This is a genomic window from Agromyces neolithicus (assembly GCF_039529735.1).
Classification (GTDB): domain Bacteria; phylum Actinomycetota; class Actinomycetes; order Actinomycetales; family Microbacteriaceae; genus Agromyces; species Agromyces neolithicus.
Map to the genome: position 1 here is coordinate 17,977 of NZ_BAAANJ010000007.1, position 19,388 is coordinate 37,364.

The window sequence follows — 19,388 nt, forward strand, 5'->3', positions numbered from 1 at the left end:
CGCTAATCGCGCAGCCTGAGCTGCATGATCGCCCGGTCGGCGTTCGGTCGGCCGACCTCGGTGAAGCCGGCGTCGGCGAACATCGACACCGTGCCGTGGAAGAGATCGGCCGCGGGGATCTTCTCGTGCTTGGTCGCGTCTATCGCATAGCCCTCGACGATGCGCGCCCCGTTCGCACGCGCGAACTCGACCGCGGCCTCGGCGAGTGCACGGCCGACGCCGCGACGGCGGTAGGCACGAGGCACCACGAAGCACGAGATCGACCAGATGCCGGGCTCGTCGAAGTCGGGATTCGGCGTGTGGCCGGCGATGAGCCGGCTGCTCTTCAGCCGTGGAAGGTTCGCCCTGGGCTCGACTGCGCACCAGCCGACCGGCTCGTCGCCGTCGTAGGCGAGCAGGCCAGGACCGGCCCCGGGGGCGTTCAGCTGGGCCTCGAGCCGATCTCGCAGCGCCTCGTCGCCGATGCCGCGCCAGTTGCTGCCGGGAATCTTGTACCACTGGCACCAGCAGTGCGCCGGGTCGCCCCTCGTGCCGAATACCGCCTCGACGTCGGCGAAGGGCGTCGTGTCGGCCGGAACGACGCGCAGCGGCGCGGGTTCGAGATCGTCGGTCACCTCGGTCATCATGCTTCCACGGTATAGGCGGCGACTGACATTCAACGGCCGGGGGCGTCAACCGATCGGCCACCATGCGGGCAGCAGAAGACGGATGTCGCTGACGAGGTCGTCGATCGGCCGAGGCGGCTCTTCAGCGACCCAGGCCTCGATCGCCCCGACCACGCCGTAGGCGATGAATCGGGCGGCGGTGGCGAGCGGCACGGTGCGACCATCGTGAGCCGGCAACTCGATGCGGTGCTGCTCGAGCAGCATTCTGGCCGCCACCTCGAAGTGCGAGCCGAGCATCGCATGCAGCCCGGCGCTCTCGTCGAGCGAAGGCAGGCTGCGGCGGTAGATCGCCCGGTGCGCCTGCACGTGCTCGAGTACGGCGACCGTGACGGCATTGAGGGCGGCACGGATGTCGCGTGCAGCGGCCGGTTCGCTCAGGTGGCGGTCGCGGATCTCGTCGAGTTCGTCGCCCAGCGCCGAGCGCAGCAGTGCGGCGGGGGAGGACGCGTGGGCAGCGCCGAGCCCGTCGGCCGCCTCGGCAGGCCCGAAGAGGTCGCCGCGGTCATCCTGTTCGCCGCGAGCGACGACGCGTCGTTCATGACGGGCTCCGAGCTCGTCGTCGACGGCGGGTACACCGCGCGCTGATCGGAAGGTTTGCCCATCAGTAGAGGGCGGCCGAGTGCTCTGCAAGATCACCCGGCCGCCCGTCGCGTGCACGAGCACCCCGGCGGATGCCGCTATGATGGTCAAGTTGTCTTCTGCGAGAAGCAGATGACTTCGGGCTGTGGCGCAGCTTGGTAGCGCACCTGACTGGGGGTCAGGGGGTCGCAGGTTCAAATCCTGTCAGCCCGACCATTGTGATGTGTCGAGACATCGTTTACAGATGTGTCGAGACATCGACGACATTGCCTCCTTCTTCGGAAGGGGGCGTTTGTCGTTTCCCGGGATCGGAAGTCCCGTCCGAAACCCGTCCAAAGGCCGAGGGGTGAGCGGGATCGCGGCCACAGGCCGGTACGGCGTGGGCGGGGCGATCGTACATCTGGACAGGCAACAGGGCTGTGCCCTCACCATGCTCTCCATTGGCGTCGAAAAGTTGTACGAACTGACTCTTGGTCTCGCTGCCCTGGATTCCGGCCATGCACGGAGCGTTTACTGGCTCTGGGAGATGACTGCCGTTTGTGGGCGCAATCATGCGCTTGGCGAGACGGGCCGAACATTTGGCTTCGAGGTTCACCCCGATGCGGTTGGACGGCAGTAACGAGATCGCGGTTCACGATCGCACGTGGGTGGTCCCTCATAGGGTCTAGATGTGGCGTGGGAACGGACGTATACCGATGAGCAGCTCGCCGATGCGATCGCGACTTCGATCTCCTGGCGGGGCCTACTGCGTGAACTCGGTCTGGTTGCCACTTCCGCGGGAGCAATGAGGTCGGTGCGTTCGCGCGCCGATCGTCTCGGCCTCGACTACCGCCACTTCAGAGGGCAGCGTCGCTGGACCGACGATGGTCTTCGTGCGGCAATAGCGGCTGCCGGCACTTGGTCGGACGTCGTCCAGATGCTCGGGCTCGGCGATTCGTCCGCAATTGCCCGGGTGAAGGGTCACGCGGCTCGCCTCGACCTCGACGCATCACATCTGAGGGTGTTACAGCCTGCTGACACAACAAATGGCGGATTTGAGCCGGACATCGCCCGCCTCGATCGGGCCGGTTCGCTTCTCGCGGCTGCCTGGTTCACGCTGTGTGGCCATGATGTCTCGTGGCCGCTCGAACCCAGTCGCTACGACCTGCTTGTCTGCATCGACATGGGGATCCGCCGGGTTCAGGTGAAGACGACGACGACACGGGCAGGAGACACGTGGAAGGTCTATCTCTCAAGCTCGCGTCGCGAACGCCGAACGTACGATCCGGACGAGATCGATGACTTCTTCATTGTCGACGGAGATCTCGCGTACTATCTGATCCCGGTTGTGGCAGTTGGAGGGCTGCAGGCGATCCACGTCGGCGGCTATGACCAGTACCGACTGTCGCGAGTGCCTTGAACCGGCGAGATCGTTGCGAGAATTTGGTGAGACGATCGAGGGGGAGTTGCCATGTGTGGAAGGTTCGTCGTCTCGCAGAAGGTCACCGACCTGACCGAGGTGTTCGACGCCGAGAACGACTACGACGACTGGGAGCCCCGGTTCAGTCTCGCCCCGACCGACTCTGTGCCGATCGTGCGCGAACGGGCTGACTCCGCGACCGGGGCGTTCGTGCGTCGTGTCGAGCCGGCGGTGTGGAGTTTCCATCCGTCGTTCATGCGCGACTCCAAGCGGCCGCAGTTCAACAGCCGCATCGAGACGGTCGCGACGAATGGGTTGTGGAAGGGCGCGTTCGCGTCAGGCCGCTGCATCGTGCCGATGCACGGCTACTACGAGTGGACGGGTGAGCCCGGCCACAAGCAGGCGCATTTCCTGCGCGGGCCCGACGACCTGCTCGCGGCAGCCGGCATCTCGACGGCGCGCAAGCTCGACGACGGCACCTGGCAGGTCTCGACGTCGATCATCACTCGCGAGGCGCGTGACGCGAGCGGTGAGATCCACGACCGCATGCCGGTCTACCTTCCGCTCGATGCGGTCGATCGCTACCTCGACCCCACGAAGCTCGACGCGGGCGGCATGCAGGCGATGGTCGACTTCCTGATCGAGGCATCCGACCACGTGGCCCCGACGATCACCGAGTACGAGGTCGATCCGCGCGTGAACAACCACCGGCGCATCGATCCGACCGACCCGTCGCTCATCGAGCCGCTCGAAACGAGCGGCTCCTGACCCGATCGGAGCCGGTGCCCCCACTCACGGCGTCGGGTCGTCGCCGCGCGCCCACGCGATCGCGATCAGGCGGCGCAGCACGTCGAGGTCGATGTCATCGAGTTTCTTCACGTAGAGGCATCCGGCACCTTCGGTGTATGTGCCGAGCTCGGCAAGCAGGGCGGCGCTCTCGGGGAGGTCTTTGAGCCCGTAGATCGAGAGCTGCGCCTTGCGCGGCGAGAACCCCGTCTTGGGCCAGTCGCCCTGGGTGCGGGGATTCATGGGCGAAACGTAGTGGTAGCTGCCGTAGCCCACGATCGACGGACCCCACATGACGGGGTCGGCACCGGTGACGTCTCGGAAGATGTCGGCGAGGGCCTTGCCGTCGTCGCGTCGCCGGGCGGGTGTCGCTGCCTCGAGGAAGTCGTCGACCGAGGCATCGGTCGGCTGGGTCTTGTTCTCGGCCATGACGTCCATTCTCACGGGAGAACCGACGACACGCGAGCGCCATTGCGGGGGCCGGGTCGTAGGCTGACCACATGCCTCCCGCTTCGACCGATGCGCGCGCCGACCTGGTCGCGCTGTGCGAACGGGGCATCGACTGGCGGCTCGGGCCGCAGCGGGTGCTGCGCAACGACGCCCCCGTGAGAGACGCCGCCGTGCTCGTGCTCTTCGGCGTGCTCGACTCGGTGCCCGCCGACGCGTCGAATGCGGTTGCCCGCGATCTCGATGTGCTGCTGCAGCGACGGGCGGCGACGCTCTCGAACCATGCGGGGCAGATCGCGTTCCCGGGTGGGCGGCTCGAGCCCATCGACCACGATGCCGCTGCCGGAGCTTTGCGAGAGGCCGTCGAGGAGACCGGGCTCGATCCCACAGGCGTCGATGTGCTCGGCATGTTGACACCGTTCCCGGTTCCGGTGAGCAACCACTCGGTGACGCCCGTGCCCGCGTGGTGGAGCCGCCCGTCGGAGGTCGCCGCCGTCGACCACGCCGAGAGCGTCGAGACGTTCCGGGTGCCGGTCGCCGATCTCGTCGACCCGGCCAACCGCGCCGTAGCCGAGCATCACTCCGCCGGTGAGGTCTACCGCTCGCCCGCGTTCGTGGTCGGCGGGCGGGTCGTGTGGGGGTTCACCGCGATCGTGTTGTCGCGCATGTTCGAGGACCTCGGGTGGGCAGTGGAGTGGGACGACGGCAGGGTCGTCGAGCCGTAGTCCTGTCGATCGGCGCGCGAGCACAGAGCATGGAGGTGCACTGATGGAAGAACTCGTCGTCGACGTGCTCGTGATCGGCTGGGGCAAGGGCGGCAAGACACTCGCCGGCGCGCTCGGTCGTAACGGGCGCACGGTCGCCCTCGTCGAACGGTCTCGCGAAATGGTCGGCGGCTCGTGCATCAACATCGCGTGCGTGCCCACCAAAGACCTTGTCGAGAGCGCCGCGCATCGCCGTGACGACGACGACCCGCAGGCGTGGTTCGCTGATGCGGTCGCCGGCCGTGACAACCTCGTCGAGAAGCTGCGGGCTCGCAATCACGCGATGCTCTCAGAGGTCGAGGCGGTCACGCTCGTCGGGGGTCGCGCGCGGTTCACGGCCCCGCACCAGGTCGAGGTCACCGCGGGCGACGACCGCATGCTCGTGCGCGCGGCATCGATCGTGGTCAACACCGGCACCGTGCCCGCTTGGCCCGACATCCCGGGCGCCGTGCCGAGCGCCCGGGTGCACGATTCGACGACGATCCAGCATGTCTCCCCGCTGCCCGAACGGCTCGTGATCGTCGGCGGCGGCGACGTCGCGCTCGAGTTCGCCGACATGTTCGCGCAGTTCGGCTCGCGGGTCACGTTGGTGCAGCGCGGCGCGCGTGTGCTGCGCCATGAAGACGCGGATGTCGCGGACGCGGCGCGCGAACTGCTCGAGGAACACGGTGTCGAGTTCATCACCGGCGCTGCGGTGACGTCGATCGTCGACGCACCAGACCGGGCGACCGTCGCCGTCGCCGTCGCCGTCGCCGTCGACGGGGTCGCCCGTGAGTTCGCGGCCGACGCGGTGCTGCTCGCGACCGGGCGCCGACCCGCGACCGACGACCTCGGGCTCGACGTCGCGGGAATCGTGCGCGATGAACGCGGCTACGTCGTCGTCGACGAGCGACTCGGCACCTCGGTCGAGGGGGTCTACGCGGTCGGCGATGTCAACGGCGGGCCCCAGTTCACCTATGTCTCGCTCGACGACCATCGCATCGTCACCGACCGCATCATGGGTGCGGGGCGCCGCACGATCGTCGACCGTGTCGCGGTGCCGCGCACGACGTTCCTCACCCCGCCGCTCGCCCGGGTCGGCCTCAACGTGACCCAGGCGCGGGCGCAGGGCCGTGCGGTGCTGGTCGGCTCCAAGCGCATCGCCGACATCGCCGCGATGCCGCGGCCGAAGATCGTGGGTGAGACCCATGGCCTCATCTCGGTGGTCGTCGACCCCGGCACCGACCTCGTGCTCGGCGCGACGGTGTTCTCGATCGACGCCCACGAGGTCATCAACCTCATCGCCCTCGCGATGCGCGCGGGAGTGTCTGCGACCGCGCTGCGTGATGGAATCTGGACGCATCCGTCGAGCACCGAAGCGCTCAACGAGGTGCTCGCGTCGCTCATCCCGGCGTCGGCTGCCGCATGACGCAGGTCGTCGAGAACGGACAAGTACGAATCACCGTCGCTCTAACCAAAGGTTAAGCTGTAATCTTCGGTTAGAATAGCGATGTGACCATCAAGGATGACGCGTGGCCCGCCGTCGGCAATGAACCGCGGCCCTGGCATCGCGCCGAGAACGAGGTCGCCTCGCGACGGCAGCTGCGCGCGGCCGTCGGCGAGTACCGCGCCGCCCTGGTGCCGATGATCGCGGGGCGCGAGGTGCGACTGCGCCCCGAGACCCTGGCGATCGCCGACGACGCGAGCAAGGAACTCACCCGGTTCGACGCCGAGGCCGGCTCGTTCGCGGCGCCGTTCGCCGCGATCCTGCTGCGCACCGAGAGTGCCTCGAGCTCAGAGGTCGAGCACCTCACCGCGAGCGCGAAGCAGGTCGCGCTCGCCGAACTCGATCGATCCGACTCGACGAACGCGCAACTCGTCGTCGCGAACGTTCACGCGATGCAGGCGGCGATCGGGCTGGCTGATCGCCTCGACGAGCGGGCGATCATCGAGATGCACGAAGCCCTGCTCGCGACATCCGCACCGCATTTCGTCGGCGGGTGGCGCGACCAGCAGGTGTGGATCGGCGGCGGGTCGTTCTCACCGCACCACGCGAAGTTCGTGCCGCCGCATCACGACCGCGTGCCGAAGCTCATGGGCGACCTGGTGCGATTCGCCGACCGAACCGATGTGCCGGCACTCGCGCACGCCGCGATCGCGCACGCCCAGTTCGAGACGATCCACCCGTTTCCCGACGGCAACGGTCGCACGGGGCGAGCACTGCTGCACGGGATGCTCCGTGCCGCCGACGTGACGCGCAACGTCGCGGTGCCGGTCTCTGCCGGGCTGCTCGGCGACCTCGAGGCCTACTTCGGGGCGCTCACCCGATACCGGCAGGGGCAACCCGATGTCATCGTCGACGCGGTCGCCGAAGCCGCGTTCCGTGCGGTCGCGAACGGTCGCGCCCTGGTGCGCGAGCTGCAGGAGATCGCCCTGGGGTGGGACGCGCTCGTTCGCGCGCGATCCGATGCCTCGGTGCACCGGGTGAAGGCGCACCTGTTGCAGCATCCCCTCGTGACGGCCGCCTCGGTCGCCGAGGGGGTGGGCGTGAGCGAGGTCGCAGCGCAGACGTCGATCGACAAGCTCGCCGCTGCAGGTGTGCTCACGCGCGCGGCCGGCGGAGTGCGCTACCGGGTGTGGCAGGCGACCGAAGTGCTTGCGGCGCTCGACGCCTTCGCCGCTCGCGCCCGTCGAGCCCGGTGGTGATGCGCCCGAACGCCGGGCGCTGGGATCGGTCTTGCGGGTGAGCCGCATATACTCGGGCCCGATGACGGAACGAACGCAGACGCCGACCGCGGCCCCACCGGGGACAACCGAATCGCAGGATGCGCCGGTCTTCGTCGACCCGTCAGGCCGTCGGCGACACCGCGTTCGGCTGATCAGCGGTCTGGCTCTGGGCGCGATCGCGGTCTACCTCGGACTCGTGGCGACGGCGTTCCTCGGCGGGCCCGCTGTCGTGACTCCGTTGCTGCCGAAGCCGACCGCCGCCGCGAACGACGCCGCTCGACAGGTTCCCGCGTCGGTGCCGGCGCCGAGCGCGGTGCCGTCGGTCGGGCCCGCGGAGCCGGCCCTGCCCGCTCCGATTGCGCCCGAGACAGCTGCCCCGCAGCCCACGCCGCTGCCTGTGGCACCCGCTCCGACCGAGCCGGCACGCGACGAGCCCGGCAAGAGTGAGACGGCTCCCGGCCAGGCGAACGCTCCCGAACACCCGAAACGTCCGTGACGCGGCGCGAAGTGCGGCGCGCGATGCGCACGCCGCGCGTTCGAGCCCATTGGGTCGTGCTCGGCGCGGTGCTGCTGGCGCTCGGCGTCGCGCTGCTCGTGCAGGGGTACACCCACCACCTCGGATCGATCACCGACGACTCGGTGCCCTCGAGCACCGCGAGCGGGAACGTGCCCCGCGAGGTGCATGAGGGTGGGCCGGTCATCGATGCGAGCGACGGCGGGGTGCGCACCGCCGGGCCTCCCGACCGCACGATCGCTCTCACCTTCGACGACGGCCCCGATCCGACGTGGACGCCCCGCATCCTCGATGTACTCGAGCGCCACGGCGTGCACGCGACCTTCTTCGTCGTCGGCACGGCGGCGATCGATCACCCCGACCTGGTGCGCCGAATGGTCGACGAGGGCCATGAGGTCGGTGTGCACACCCTGACGCATGTCGACCTCGGTGTCGCGCCGGCGTGGCAGCGCGAACTCGAGCTGCAGGGATCGCAGCAGGCGATCGTGGGCATCACGGGATCGAAGACCGCGCTGATGCGGCCGCCGTACAGCTCAGAGAATGAAGCCGTGACCGATGGCACCTGGTCGGCCATCCGCGCCGGCGCCGACGACGGCTACCTGACGGTGCTGACGACGATGGACAGCGAAGACTGGCGGCAGCCGGGTGTCGAGGCGATCGAACAGAACCTGACCCCGAGCGGCACCGACGGCCAGATCGTGCTGATGCACGACGGCGGCGGCGATCGCAGTGAGACCGTCGAAGCGCTCGATGAGATGCTGAGCCGCTATGACGAGCAGGGCTACCGGGTGACGACCGTCGGCGACGCGCTCAGCGTCGAGAGCGCAGCCCCGGCGACAACCGTGGAGCGCGTCGCCGGCGCTGCCTTCGGGTGGGGCATCCGCCTGAGCGATCTTGTGGTCACGCTGATCGGATGGGCTCTCGTCATCAGCGGATTCGTGATGGTCGTACGCGCCGTGCTGGTCGTCGCCGTCGCCCGCCGCCACCACCGCATGGCACGACGAGGGCGACACCTGCCGGGGGCGCCTGCGCGAACGATCGTGAACGAACCGGTGAGCGTCATCGTGCCGGCGCACAACGAGGCCGCCGGCATCGAGGCCGCGATCCGCTCGATCGCCGCCTCGACGCATGCCGTCGAGATCATCGTCGTCGACGACGGGTCGACCGACGACACGGCTGCGATCGCCGAAGGTCTCGGGCTGCCGGGCGTGACGGTGATCCGCCGACGGAATGGCGGAAAGCCGGCGGCGCTCAACACCGGGCTGCGAGCCGCGACGCACGACCTCATCGTCATGGTCGACGGCGACACGGTGTTCGAGCCGGGCACGGTGCATTCGCTCGTGCAGGCCTTCGCCGATCCGAATGTCGGTGCCGTCTCGGGCAACACCAAGGTCGCCAATCGCGACGGGGTGCTCGGGGCGTGGCAGCACATCGAGTACGTGGTCGGCTTCAACCTCGACCGCCGCCTGTTCGATGTCGCCGAGTGCATGCCGACCGTGCCCGGCGCCATCGGCGGCTTCAGACGTGAAGCCCTCGAGCGCGTGGGCGGCGTCAGCGACGACACCCTCGCCGAGGACACCGACCTGACGATGGCGCTCTGCCGCGACGGGTGGCGGGTCGTGTACCGCGACGACGCCCGGGCGTGGACTGAAGCCCCCGCGAGCCTCGGCGCGCTCTGGCGGCAGCGCTACCGCTGGTGCTACGGCACCCTGCAGGCTATGTGGAAGCACCGCGGCGCCGTGGTGCAGGGCGGAGCAGCAGGCAAGCTCGGCCGGCGAGGGCTCGGCTACCTGCTCGTTCTGCAGGTGCTGCTGCCGCTGTTCGCCCCGGTCGTCGACCTCTTCGCGGTGTACGGGCTCATCTTCCTCGACCCCGTTCGCATCGCCGGCGTCTGGCTTGCGTTCCTCGCGGTGCAGCTGGTCATGGCCGCCTACGCGTTCCGGCTCGATCGAGAATCGTTGCGCCCGCTGTGGACGCTGCCGCTGCAGCAGATCGTCTACCGGCAGCTCATGTACCTGGTCGTCATCCAGTCGGTGTTCACCGCGTTCGCCGGGGTGCACCTGCGGTGGCACCGCATGGAGCGGTACGGCAGCCTGCGCGTGCCCGCTGACGATCGGGCGCTCACGCGCGCCTCCTGACCAGCGCTCGCGGTCTGATATGGCGCTTCGGCAATCACGCGGTCTGCGTGATGCGGGCGGGCATGCCCGCGGCGAGACTGACGCGGTCACATCCTTGGGGAGGAAATGTCATGCGTCCCGACCGCCACGCCCGCACCATGCTGCCGATCCCCGATCGGCCGTCACCTGGTCTTACGACCTACGACGCCAAAGACCCCGATACGGCATACCCGCCGATCGAGCCGCTGCTGCCGCCAGAGGGTGCGCCGAATGTGCTCATCGTGCTGCTCGACGACGTCGGCTTCGGCGCGGCGAGTGCGTTCGGCGGCCCGTGCGCGACCCCGAATGCCGAGAAGCTCGCCGCGGGCGGCCTGACGTACAACCGATTCCACACGACCGCACTGTGCGCTCCGACCCGGGCGGCGATGCTCAGCGGCCGCAACCACCACTCCGTCGGCATGGGCAGCATCACCGAGACCGCGACCTCGGCCCCGGGCAACAGCTCACTGAAGCCCAACACCAAGGCGCCGGTTGCGATGACCCTGAAGCTCAACGGGTACTCGACGGCCCAGTTCGGCAAGTGCCACGAGGTGCCGGTGTGGCAGTCCTCGCCGATGGGCCCGTTCGACGCCTGGCCGTCGGGGGGCGGCGGGTTCGAGACGTTCTACGGCTTCATCGGGGGCGAGAACAACCAATGGGATCCGGCCCTCTACGAGGGCACCACCCCCGTCGAGCCGCCGGCGACGCCCGAAGAGGGCTACCACCTGACCGAAGACCTCGCCGATCACGCCGTCAGTTGGATCCGCACGCAGAAGGCGCTCATGCCCGACAAGCCGTTCTTCGTGTACTTCGCGCCCGGTGCAACGCACGCACCCCACCACGTGCCGAAGGAGTGGGCCGACACGTACCGGGGCAAGTTCGCCGACGGGTGGGACGTGCAACGCGAGCGCACGTTCGCCCGGCAGAAGGAACTCGGCGTCATTCCCGCCGACGCCGAGCTCACGCCCCGGCATGACGAGATCCCCGCATGGGACGACATGCCGGCCGAGCTCAAGCCAGTGCTCGAACGCGAGATGGAGGTGTACGCCGGATTCCTCGAGCACACCGACCACCACGTCGGCCGCGTCATCGACGCGATCGACGACCTCGGGGTGCTCGACAACACCCTCATCTACTACATCATCGGCGACAACGGGGCATCGGCAGAGGGCACCGTGAACGGCGCCTTCAACGAGATGGCCAACTTCAACGGCATGGCCGCACTCGAGACGCCCGAGTTCATGGCCTCGAAGATGGACGAGTTCGGTTCGCCGAGCTCGTACAACCACTACGCCGTCGGCTGGGCGTGGGCGATGGACACCCCGTTCCAGTGGACCAAGCAGGTCGCCTCGCACTGGGGCGGCACCCGCAACGGCACCATCGTGCACTGGCCGGCGGGCATCACCGACAAGGGCGGGCTGCGTTCGCAGTTCACGCACTGCATCGACGTGGCTCCCACGATCCTCGAAGCAGCAGGCCTGCCTGAGCCGACGATGGTGAACGGTGTGCAGCAGTCGCCCATGGAGGGCACGAGCATGCTGTACAGCTTCAACCAGCCCGACACCCCAGAGCGCCACGACCTGCAGTACTTCGAGATGTTCGGCAATCGCGGCATCTACTCCAAGGGCTGGAGCGCGGTCACCAAGCACCGCACGCCCTGGGTCATGGTCGGCGGAACGATGGTGGCCTTCGACGACGACGTGTGGGAGCTCTACGACGGCAGCACCGACTACAGCCAGGCGCGCGACCTCGCGGCCGAGCATCCCGACAAGCTGCACGAGTTGCAACGGCTCTTCCTGATCGAAGCCGTGAAGTACAACGTGCTGCCGATCGACGACCGCACCGCCGACCGACTCAACCCCGACACGGCGGGCCGTCCCACGCTGATCCGCGGCAACTCCCAGCGGTTCTTCCCGGGCATGGGCCGGCTCTCTGAGAACAGCGTCGTCAACATCAAGAACAAGTCGTTCTCGGTGACGGCCGAAGTCGACGTGCCCGACGGCGGCGCGAACGGCGTGATCATCGCGCAGGGTGGCCGCTTCGGCGGGTGGAGCCTGTACGCGAACGACGGTGTGCTCAAGTTCGCCTACAACGTGCTCGGCATCCAGGAATTCACCACCGCGGGCGACTCGCCGATCCCGTCCGGCACGCATCAGGTGCGCATGGAATTCGCGTACGACGGCGGCGGGCTCGCGAAGGGCGGCGCTGTCACGCTCTACCACGACGGCCAGCCGGCGGGCACCGGCCGGGTGGGCGCCACCCAGCCGATGGTCTTCTCTGCCGATGAGACGACCGACATCGGTTATGAATCCGGAACTGCGGTGAGCCCCGACTACACCCCGCAGACGAGCCGCTTCACGGGCAAGATCAACTGGGTGCAGATCGACCTTGGCGACGACGATCACGACCACTTCATCGACCCCGATGAGCGCATGCGCATCGCGATGGCGCGGCAGTAGCATCCGTCATGCGTGCCGTCGTGAGATGCGGATGACGCGACACGCACGCGAAGGCCGGCCGCCCCTCGGGGCGACCGGCCGTCATCTGCGAGCCGTCAGCTCTACGAGTTCTGAAGCGCCTTCGACTTCAGCGCGTCGTACTCGGCCTGCGTGATCGCGCCCGAGTCGAGCAACTGCTTGCTCTTCTCGATCTCTGCGGCCGCCGACGATGCGCCGCCGCTGCCCGCGACGGTGCGAATGTACTCGGCATTGGCAGCTTGCGCCTGGGCCGCCTGCTCCATGTTGCGCTGTCCCATGCTCTTGCCACGAGCGATGAGGTAGATGAACGCCGCCAGGAACGGCAGCACCACGAGGAACAGCACCCAGAGTGCCTTCGCCCACCCGTTCAGCGTGTGGTCACGGAACACGTCGATGATGATCGTGATGAAGATCCAGATGCACGCCACCACGATGTAGAACCAGAACAGCCACACCAAGAAGTCCCAGAAACTGGTCATGTCGGCCCCTTTCAGCTCGATCGACGCCGGCACTCGGCATCTGCCTGCTGACGAAACTAGCCCCACGTCGCCCAGCCCGACATCATGCAGATCAGGTGAAGCTGCGGATTCACATCATCTGCATGATGCGTCGAACGGCGAGGTCGCGTGCACTTGAAGATGCTGGATCGAGGTGGAGAGGGGGAGGACGTGGACTATACCGATCGGCTCCGTCGACTGGCCATCAACGATGAACGGCTGCCCGAAGACGACCTCGACGAGGTCGAAGTGGCGCCCGACGGGCTCGACGCCAAGACCCTGGCGCTCGCCCGCATCGCCGCGCTCGTGGCCGTCGGCGGTGCCGAGCCGTCGTTCGGATCGCAGGCCGACGCCGCGGTCAGCGCCGGTGCATCCCCCCAAGAGATCGTCGACGTGCTCGTGGGCATCATCCCCGTCGTCGGGTTCGCTCTCGTCGTCGCCGCGGCGCCGAAGGTGGCGATGGCGCTGGGGTACGACCTCGACGATGCGATGGATGCCACCACGCGAGCGCACCCCGAATGAGATGATCGGGCGTCAGGCGCCGAGCAGTCCCCTCGCCATTGCCACCTCTACGGCGTCGCTGCGCGCCGAAACCCCCAGCTTTCGGTAGATCGAGCCGACCTCCGAACTGACGGTGTTGCGCGAGATGAACAGACGCTCGCCGATCTCGCGAATCGACAGGTGGGTCTGCAGGTAGGGCAGCAACCGCAGTTCGGCGGGCGTCAACGGCGGCCCCCCTGCGGGTTCCGTCTGCTCGGTCGATGAAATGTAGGCACGGAAGTCGGCCACCTGGTCGACGAGCACGCCGAGGGCCGGCCGATGCTGGAGGATGTCGTCGATCTCGCGCAGCAGGTGCCGCGCCGTTGCGTGGTCGGTCAGCGACCAGAACACCCTCGCAAGCTGCAGGCGCAGTCGCACAGCGATGAACGGAATCGCGTACGTGCAGGTCGGCCTCGCGCGCATGGCGCGGGTCAGCTGACGCCGCGCGTCGGCCAGGTCGCCGCGATGCACCGCGAGTCGTGCTGCAGCCGCGAATGCGAGCAGCGCCGTGGCGTAGTCGTGCATGCGCCAGCGCTCGACGGCGGTGAGTGCCGTTTCGACGTGTCGGGTCGCGTCATCCCACCGTCCGTCGTCGATGGCCAGGATGGCGAGCTCCGACTCACTGAGGATCACGTCATCGGTACTGCCTCGTGCGGCCGACGACGCCGAACACGCCTCGAATACCGCCCGAGCCTGCGCGGCCTCGCCCAAGAGCAGGTGCGCCTCGCCGAGCAGGATCAACGCCTGGTCGCGCCATGGGCTCCAGATCGGCTCCGACGCGACGGCGAATGCGGCATCGGCCATCGCGCGCTCGGGTCCTGCGGCGCACATGGCGGCGCGGAGCATCGCCCGGGCGGAGTCGAATGACGACGTGCCGTCGTCGGGTGAGCCGTCGAAGGCCGAGTCGTCGACCACCGCCGCCCATCGTTCCGCTTCGTGCGCCTGGCCGGCGAGCGCGGTGATCCACCCGGCGAGCACCGCCAGCGGCGGGTACGCCTCGATCGTGGCGTCACCGAGCGTCGCGAACCACCGTTGCACGGTGGTCAGTTGTCCGGACTGGTAGGTCGCCAAAGCGATCGACGCCACGAGATGCGTCGCCCGATCGCGTTCGGCCGAAATGTCGAGCACGTGCTCGACGGCGAGAGCCGGAGAGCCCTGCTGTTCGAACCAGTCGGCGGCCCGCAGATGCAGGTCGACGATCGCACCGGATTCGACGCGTCGAAGCTCGCCGATCAGGAATTCGCGGAACAGTGCGTGGTAGCGGTACCACTCGCGGCGGCGGTCGAGCGGCACCAGGAAGGCATCGGACGTCTCGAGCCGGCGAAGTACCTGATGGGCGTCGCCGGTGCCCAGGATGGCATCGCACAGCGGCGCCGAGAAGCGATCGAGTGCCGCCGTGCGGCGCAGGAATCGCTGCTGCTCCTCGGGCATCTTCGCGAGCGTCTCACGGTAGAGGTAGTCGGCGACATAACGGTCGTCGCCCGTGACTGCCAGGGCATCCCCCCCGCCGTCTCGCATGATCGCCGCGGCGAGGAACACGCCGACCGGCCAGCCTTCGGTGCGTGCGACGACCTCGACGGCGTCATCGTGGTCGAGAGGCACCTGAGCGCCGGCGAAGATCTGCTGCGCCCCCGCCGGGCCGACGGCGAGATCGCTCGCACTGATCTCGAATGCGTCGCCCGCGGCGCGCAGGCGCGACAGGTAGGGCTGCTCGCCACGGCTGGCCGCGACGACCTGCGACCCACGCGGAATTCCGGCGAGCACGACGCCGAGCACATCATGGCACCCGGGCGAGCGCAGTTCGTGCAGGTCATCGAGCATCAGCACGAACGGCGTCGGCGCGGCGCGGAATGCCGCCGCGAGCAGCGGCGCGGCGCGGCCGAGTGCCGAAACGCCGTGGCCGCGCACGTCGTCAGCGAGGTGGCGCATTCCGGGCGTGACGGCGGCGTACGCCTCGGCGAGCAGGGCGAGGATGGCGGCAGGATCATCGTCGAAGCGATCGAGAGATGCCCATGTGATCGACCTCGGATCGAGATGCGCCCACTCCGCGAGCAGCGTGGACTTGCCGTAGCCGGCCGGTGCGGTGACGCCGACCACGCGCAGCCCGCTGGATCGCGCCGCTTCGATGAGCCCGGCGCGACTCACCGTTTCTCGGGCCGGATGCTCGGGAACAGTGAGCTTCGCGTCGAGCAGGAGTCGATCGAGCTCGACCGCAGAAGTTGCGGTTGCCGGAGCGTCCTCGAACACGCTCGAATCCTACGGGTCGCGCGTCGGCGCGCTCAAGAGCCCCATTCGCGTGGGTCGATCGGCTCGAGGCAGGACACGCTCGGCGATCTCGGTATCGCTGCCTGTGTGCGGTCGGTATGCGGCCTCCGTGCCGCCTGCGAGCGGTGGGGATGGCAGCTGACGGCCGACTGAACCCGTGGTTGCGGACCTGAGGAAGGCTCTCTAGTCTGTCGCGGAATTGGCAGCTTCCGCGGGCGGAAGACGCTCGCGGATCGAGAGACGGGGATCGGTCGGCGCCTGAGTCGCGAGATCCCACGGTGATCCACATGCGAGACAACTCCCTGAACCGGCACCTTCCCGCGTCCGAGTCCGGGGGCGGCGGCTCCTCTCGGTCATCCGGCCAGTCGTCGAGGGAGCGGTGGTTGTCGGTGCTCGCGGTGGGCGCCGTGGTCGCGATCGCCGCGACCGCCGGCACCGGAGTGCTCGTGCGCACCGCAGCCGACGAGACCGCGGCGCGCATCGCGGCAACCGAGCAACTGACTGCGAGCGGCGATCGCGCCTCCGACCAACTCGACGCGCATGGGCTCATGCTCACAGCTCGGGCGACCAGCGATGCCGAGGCAGCGCTCGACGGCGCCGCACAGGCCATCGCCGCGGCACGCGGCAAATCCGATGCCGCCGAGCTCGAGGCATCCGTAGCGGCACTGCAGGTCTACGACCTGCTCGCGCCCGAGCGCATCTTCGAACTCGTCGACCTCGCCGACGCGCAGGCCGCGACGGTGCGTGCCGAGATCGCCGAATTCGACCGCATCGTCGCCGAGAAGGCGGCCGCCGCGAAGGCTGCCGCCGAGCGCGCCGAAGCCGAGCGAGCGGCTGCCGAGCAGGCGGCATCCGATCGGTCGAGCGAGGGCACAGCGTCGTCTCCCGCGCCACCCTCGAATCCGAGCGAGGCCCAGGCGATCGCACGTGACCTGATGGCCGCCCAGTACGGATGGGGTTCGGATCAGTTCGGATGCCTCGTGGCCCTCTGGGACTACGAGTCGGGCTGGAACGTGTACGCCAGTAATCCGAGCGGAGCATATGGGATTCCGCAGGCGCTGCCCGGCTCGAAGATGGCGACTGCGGGAGCCGATTGGGCCACCAGCGCACGTACCCAGATCATCTGGGGTCTGGGCTACATCGCGGGCCGCTACGGCACGCCGTGCGGCGCGTGGGCGCACGTCGAGGCCAACGGCTGGTACTAGCGCATTCGAGCGTCAGGCGCAATAGATTTCGGATGACATTCACAGAACAATGTGAGGTTCCGTCCAGAGGGCACCGGCAGACTGGCCACTTCGCCCGGGCGCCCCCGCGTCTGAGGAACGTCGAGAAAGGGATCGTGGCGCGCCAGCACCATGACCCGCCACGTGAAGGTCATGCAGAACCAGTCTTCCTCTTCCCCAATCAACACCCCTGACCCGTCTTCGAAGCCCAGCACGCCGCCCAGCCGCCGCGCGCTGCGCAGCCGCCGTGGTTGGCGTCGCGGACCAGTCATCGCCGCAGGTGCCGTCGTCGCCGTCGGGGCGCTCGTCGGCAGTGGTTTCGCCCTGCAGTCGGCCGTCGCCGCAAAGAACGAGAGCATCGCCGCCACCGCTGAACTGAGCGCCGCGACCGACCTGCGCGTCGAGCAGCTCGATGCCCACGGCGGCATCCTCGAAGCGCGCGCCGTCAAGGACGCGCAGGACACCCTGACCGGTGCCAAGGACACGCTCAGCAAGGCGAAGGGCAAGGCCGACGCGACCGCCCTCGCCTCGTCGGTCGCGGCGCTCGACGACTTCCGCCTGCTCGCACCCGAGCGGGTGTTCGAGCTGGCCGACGTCACCGCCGCGCACGCGGCCACCGTGAAGGCCGCCGTCGCCGAGGCCGACCGCATCGCCGCCGAGAAGGCGGCCGCCGCCGCCGCGGCCGCCGCGAAGGCGAAGGCCGCAGCCGAGGCCGCGGCGGCCGAGCAGGAGTCGGGCTTCTCGGGCTCGTACCCGTCCGGACCGGCGAATCCGACCGGTGCGCAGGCGATCGCGCGCGACATGCTCGCCGCACGCGGCTGGGGCGCCGACCAGTTCGGTTGCCTCGTGTCGCTCTGGGATCGCGAGTCGGGCTGGAACGTCTACGCCCAGAACCCGTCGAGCGGCGCGTACGGCATTCCCCAGGCGCTCCCCGGCAGCAAGATGGGCTCGGCCGGCAGCGACTGGCAGACCAACGCCGCCACGCAGATCGCCTGGGGTCTCGGCTACATCGCCGACCGCTACGGCAGCCCCTGCGGCGCGTGGAGCCACTCGGAGTCGAACGGCTGGTACTAGGCCGTAGCGCTCACCGGAAACGCGGAAGGACCGCGGCGGATCAGATCCGCCGCGGTCCTTCGCGTTCTCAGGAGAGGCTACGCGACCGTCTCGGCGTCGCGTTCAGGCAGCTTCCACCCGGGGCGCACGAAATGGCACGTGTACCCATTGGGGTACTTCTCGAGATAGTCCTGATGCTCGGGCTCGGCCTCCCAGAACGGCCCGGCCGGCGCGACCTCGGTGGTGGCGGGTCCGGGCCACAGTCCCGAGGCGTCGACGTCGGCGATGGTCTCGTACGCCGTGACCTTTTGTTCAGGCGTCGTCGGGAAGATCGCCGAGCGGTAGCTCGTTCCGATGTCGTTGCCCTGGCGGTTCCTCGTCGACGGGTCGTGGATCTGGAAGAAGAACTCCAGCAGGTCGCGGAACGACTCCTTCGACGGGTCGAACACGATCTCGAGCGCCTCGGCGTGCGAACCGTGGTTGCGGTATGTCGCATTCGGCACGTCGCCGCCGGTGTAGCCGACGCGCGTGTCGATGACGCCCGGACGCTTGCGGATCAGGTCCTCCATGCCCCAGAAACAGCCGCCGGCCAGGACAGCCGTCTCGGTACCGGGGATCTTGGTGATGGCACCGGGGGTCGTCATGATGCTTCCTCCTTCTCGGATGTCGCGGCCGCGGCATCCGTCGTCGTGAACAGGTCGCGGTACTGCGCGTACCCTTGCACCTCGAGCTCGGCGAGCGGCACGAATCGCAGCGCCGCCGAGTTCATGCAATAGCGTAGGCCGCCGGCGTCTGCCGGCCCATCGTCGAAGACATGCCCGAGGTGGCTGTCGGCGCCCGACGAACGCACTTCGACCCGCTTCATGAACAGCGAACGATCGACCTTCTCATTGACCGCATCGGGGTCGATCGGCCGGGTGAAGCTCGGCCAGCCCGAACGGCTGTCGTACTTGTCGGTCGACGCGAACAGCGGCTGGCCCGAGACGACGTCGACATAGATGCCCGGCTCGTGGTGATTCCAGTACCGGTTGCGGAAGGCCGGCTCGGTGGCGTCCTCCTGCGTGACGCGGTACTGCTCGGGTGTGAGGCGGGCGACCGCCTCGGGAGTCTTGCGGTAGTCGTCTGACAAAGGTCGTTCCTCCTTCTCGGCGACGCTGGCTGCGGCGCCTCGATGCGGGCACTCGGTGCGAGTGCTCACGCGTCACCAGAGAGAACCGGCGACGATGTCCAGCTGTTCCGCATCACACGCCTCCCCGCTGTGACTTCGCTGTGAGAGCGTGCACCCCCGTGCGCGTTGCGCTCGCACCACCCGGCGCC

Annotated in this window: 19 protein-coding genes and 1 tRNA gene; 13 read left to right on the plus strand and 7 right to left on the minus strand. The window is 68.6% G+C overall.

All coding sequences use genetic code 11. The features are described from left to right. Positions 1 to 2 precede the first annotated feature (2 nt). Together ABD164_RS10360 and ABD164_RS10365 are read right to left on the minus strand one after the other, a co-directional pair. Entirely contained in the window at positions 3 to 626 is a 624-nt protein-coding gene (locus tag ABD164_RS10360; RefSeq protein ID WP_344295907.1) for a GNAT family N-acetyltransferase, read from the minus strand. 45 nt (positions 627 to 671) lie between these two features. Next, on the minus strand, positions 672 to 902 hold the full coding sequence (locus ABD164_RS10365; RefSeq protein ID WP_425545938.1) for a hypothetical protein: 231 nt from the start codon (positions 900 to 902) through the stop codon (positions 672 to 674). A gap of 3 nt (positions 903 to 905) precedes the next feature. Here ABD164_RS10365 and ABD164_RS18035 point away from each other — a divergent pair, with 3 nt between their 5' ends. From ABD164_RS18035 to ABD164_RS10385, 4 genes are all read left to right on the plus strand, one after another. Beyond that, positions 906 to 1,250: an SDR family oxidoreductase gene (locus ABD164_RS18035; RefSeq protein WP_425545939.1), complete on the plus strand. Its 345-nt coding sequence runs from the start codon at positions 906 to 908 to the stop codon at positions 1,248 to 1,250. A gap of 133 nt (positions 1,251 to 1,383) precedes the next feature. Beyond that, a tRNA-Pro gene (locus tag ABD164_RS10375) sits at positions 1,384 to 1,460 on the plus strand. Between the two features lie 454 nt (positions 1,461 to 1,914). Beyond that, a complete protein-coding gene (locus tag ABD164_RS10380; protein ID WP_344295910.1) occupies positions 1,915 to 2,643 on the plus strand; it encodes a PDDEXK-like family protein in 729 nt (242 codons plus the stop codon). 51 nt (positions 2,644 to 2,694) lie between these two features. Continuing rightward, positions 2,695 to 3,411: an SOS response-associated peptidase gene (locus ABD164_RS10385; protein WP_344295912.1), complete on the plus strand. Its 717-nt coding sequence runs from the start codon at positions 2,695 to 2,697 to the stop codon at positions 3,409 to 3,411. A 24-nt stretch (positions 3,412 to 3,435) separates the two neighbouring features. On the opposite strand, the gene ABD164_RS10390 is transcribed toward ABD164_RS10385, so the two are convergent. Further along, complete coding sequence (locus ABD164_RS10390) at positions 3,436 to 3,858, minus strand: DUF1801 domain-containing protein (protein ID WP_344295914.1); 423 nt, start codon at positions 3,856 to 3,858, stop codon at positions 3,436 to 3,438. Positions 3,859 to 3,929: 71 nt separating this feature from the next. On the opposite strand from ABD164_RS10390, the gene ABD164_RS10395 reads away from it, so the two are divergent. The 6 genes from ABD164_RS10395 to ABD164_RS10420 all read left to right on the plus strand — a co-directional run bounded on the left by ABD164_RS10395 (position 3,930) and on the right by ABD164_RS10420 (position 12,475). Next, positions 3,930 to 4,601: an NUDIX hydrolase gene (locus ABD164_RS10395; RefSeq protein ID WP_344295915.1), complete on the plus strand. Its 672-nt coding sequence runs from the start codon at positions 3,930 to 3,932 to the stop codon at positions 4,599 to 4,601. 43 nt (positions 4,602 to 4,644) lie between these two features. Continuing rightward, complete coding sequence (locus ABD164_RS10400) at positions 4,645 to 6,048, plus strand: FAD-dependent oxidoreductase (protein WP_344295917.1); 1,404 nt, start codon at positions 4,645 to 4,647, stop codon at positions 6,046 to 6,048. A gap of 83 nt (positions 6,049 to 6,131) precedes the next feature. Continuing rightward, the gene (locus ABD164_RS10405; RefSeq protein WP_344295918.1) at positions 6,132 to 7,325 is read left to right on the plus strand and encodes a Fic family protein; all 1,194 of its coding nucleotides are present in this window, start codon (positions 6,132 to 6,134) and stop codon (positions 7,323 to 7,325) included. A gap of 61 nt (positions 7,326 to 7,386) precedes the next feature. Beyond that, positions 7,387 to 7,842 (plus strand): hypothetical protein, encoded by a 456-nt coding sequence (locus ABD164_RS10410; RefSeq protein WP_344295920.1) that lies wholly within the window; start codon positions 7,387 to 7,389, stop codon positions 7,840 to 7,842. 23 nt (positions 7,843 to 7,865) lie between these two features. Then, complete coding sequence (locus tag ABD164_RS10415; protein WP_344295921.1) at positions 7,866 to 9,998, plus strand: bifunctional polysaccharide deacetylase/glycosyltransferase family 2 protein; 2,133 nt, start codon at positions 7,866 to 7,868, stop codon at positions 9,996 to 9,998. A 110-nt stretch (positions 9,999 to 10,108) separates the two neighbouring features. Beyond that, positions 10,109 to 12,475: a sulfatase-like hydrolase/transferase gene (locus ABD164_RS10420; protein ID WP_344295923.1), complete on the plus strand. Its 2,367-nt coding sequence runs from the start codon at positions 10,109 to 10,111 to the stop codon at positions 12,473 to 12,475. 101 nt (positions 12,476 to 12,576) lie between these two features. Here the strand turns inward: ABD164_RS10420 and ABD164_RS10425 are convergent, their stop codons facing one another. Beyond that, positions 12,577 to 12,972, minus strand: coding sequence for an SHOCT domain-containing protein (locus tag ABD164_RS10425; protein WP_344295925.1), 396 nt, complete (start codon positions 12,970 to 12,972; stop codon positions 12,577 to 12,579). 189 nt (positions 12,973 to 13,161) lie between these two features. Here ABD164_RS10425 and ABD164_RS10430 point away from each other — a divergent pair, with 189 nt between their 5' ends. Then, on the plus strand, positions 13,162 to 13,512 hold the full coding sequence (locus ABD164_RS10430; RefSeq protein ID WP_344295926.1) for a carboxymuconolactone decarboxylase family protein: 351 nt from the start codon (positions 13,162 to 13,164) through the stop codon (positions 13,510 to 13,512). Between the two features lie 12 nt (positions 13,513 to 13,524). Here the strand turns inward: ABD164_RS10430 and ABD164_RS10435 are convergent, their stop codons facing one another. Next, on the minus strand, positions 13,525 to 15,777 hold the full coding sequence (locus tag ABD164_RS10435; RefSeq protein WP_344295928.1) for a winged helix-turn-helix domain-containing protein: 2,253 nt from the start codon (positions 15,775 to 15,777) through the stop codon (positions 13,525 to 13,527). A 305-nt stretch (positions 15,778 to 16,082) separates the two neighbouring features. Between ABD164_RS10435 and ABD164_RS10440 the strand changes: the two genes are divergently transcribed. Both ABD164_RS10440 and ABD164_RS10445 read left to right on the plus strand, forming a co-directional pair. Then, positions 16,083 to 17,000 (plus strand): aggregation-promoting factor C-terminal-like domain-containing protein, encoded by a 918-nt coding sequence (locus ABD164_RS10440; RefSeq protein WP_344295929.1) that lies wholly within the window; start codon positions 16,083 to 16,085, stop codon positions 16,998 to 17,000. Positions 17,001 to 17,150: 150 nt separating this feature from the next. Next, a complete protein-coding gene (locus ABD164_RS10445) occupies positions 17,151 to 18,092 on the plus strand; it encodes an aggregation-promoting factor C-terminal-like domain-containing protein (RefSeq protein ID WP_344295931.1) in 942 nt (313 codons plus the stop codon). 77 nt (positions 18,093 to 18,169) lie between these two features. Here the strand turns inward: ABD164_RS10445 and msrA are convergent, their stop codons facing one another. After that, a complete protein-coding gene (msrA, locus tag ABD164_RS10450; protein ID WP_344295932.1) occupies positions 18,170 to 18,715 on the minus strand; it encodes a peptide-methionine (S)-S-oxide reductase MsrA in 546 nt (181 codons plus the stop codon). Beyond that, positions 18,712 to 19,200, minus strand: a complete 489-nt coding sequence (gene msrB / locus ABD164_RS10455) for a peptide-methionine (R)-S-oxide reductase MsrB (RefSeq protein WP_344295933.1) — start codon at positions 19,198 to 19,200, stop codon at positions 18,712 to 18,714. Before msrB ends, msrA begins: the two co-directional genes overlap by 4 nt. Between the last annotated feature and the right edge of the window lie 188 nt (positions 19,201 to 19,388).

What these genes read in the sequence shown, in the direction of transcription:
- ABD164_RS10400 (WP_344295917.1), top strand. Translation starts at nt 4,645, where the DNA reads ATGGAAGAACTCGTCGTCGACGTGCTCGTGATCGGCTGGGGCAAGGGC.
- msrA (WP_344295932.1), bottom strand. Translation starts at nt 18,715, where the DNA reads ATGACGACCCCCGGTGCCATCACCAAGATCCCCGGTACCGAGACGGCT.
- ABD164_RS10410 (WP_344295920.1), top strand. Translation starts at nt 7,387, where the DNA reads ATGACGGAACGAACGCAGACGCCGACCGCGGCCCCACCGGGGACAACC.
- ABD164_RS10395 (WP_344295915.1), top strand. Translation starts at nt 3,930, where the DNA reads ATGCCTCCCGCTTCGACCGATGCGCGCGCCGACCTGGTCGCGCTGTGC.
- ABD164_RS10445 (WP_344295931.1), top strand. Translation starts at nt 17,151, where the DNA reads ATGACCCGCCACGTGAAGGTCATGCAGAACCAGTCTTCCTCTTCCCCA.
- ABD164_RS10360 (WP_344295907.1), bottom strand. Translation starts at nt 626, where the DNA reads ATGATGACCGAGGTGACCGACGATCTCGAACCCGCGCCGCTGCGCGTC.
- ABD164_RS10390 (WP_344295914.1), bottom strand. Translation starts at nt 3,858, where the DNA reads ATGGCCGAGAACAAGACCCAGCCGACCGATGCCTCGGTCGACGACTTC.
- ABD164_RS18035 (WP_425545939.1), top strand. Translation starts at nt 906, where the DNA reads ATGCAGCCCGGCGCTCTCGTCGAGCGAAGGCAGGCTGCGGCGGTAGAT.
- ABD164_RS10440 (WP_344295929.1), top strand. Translation starts at nt 16,083, where the DNA reads ATGCGAGACAACTCCCTGAACCGGCACCTTCCCGCGTCCGAGTCCGGG.
- ABD164_RS10425 (WP_344295925.1), bottom strand. Translation starts at nt 12,972, where the DNA reads ATGACCAGTTTCTGGGACTTCTTGGTGTGGCTGTTCTGGTTCTACATC.
- ABD164_RS10385 (WP_344295912.1), top strand. Translation starts at nt 2,695, where the DNA reads ATGTGTGGAAGGTTCGTCGTCTCGCAGAAGGTCACCGACCTGACCGAG.
- ABD164_RS10420 (WP_344295923.1), top strand. Translation starts at nt 10,109, where the DNA reads ATGCGTCCCGACCGCCACGCCCGCACCATGCTGCCGATCCCCGATCGG.
- ABD164_RS10415 (WP_344295921.1), top strand. Translation starts at nt 7,866, where the DNA reads ATGCGCACGCCGCGCGTTCGAGCCCATTGGGTCGTGCTCGGCGCGGTG.
- ABD164_RS10365 (WP_425545938.1), bottom strand. Translation starts at nt 902, where the DNA reads ATGCTCGGCTCGCACTTCGAGGTGGCGGCCAGAATGCTGCTCGAGCAG.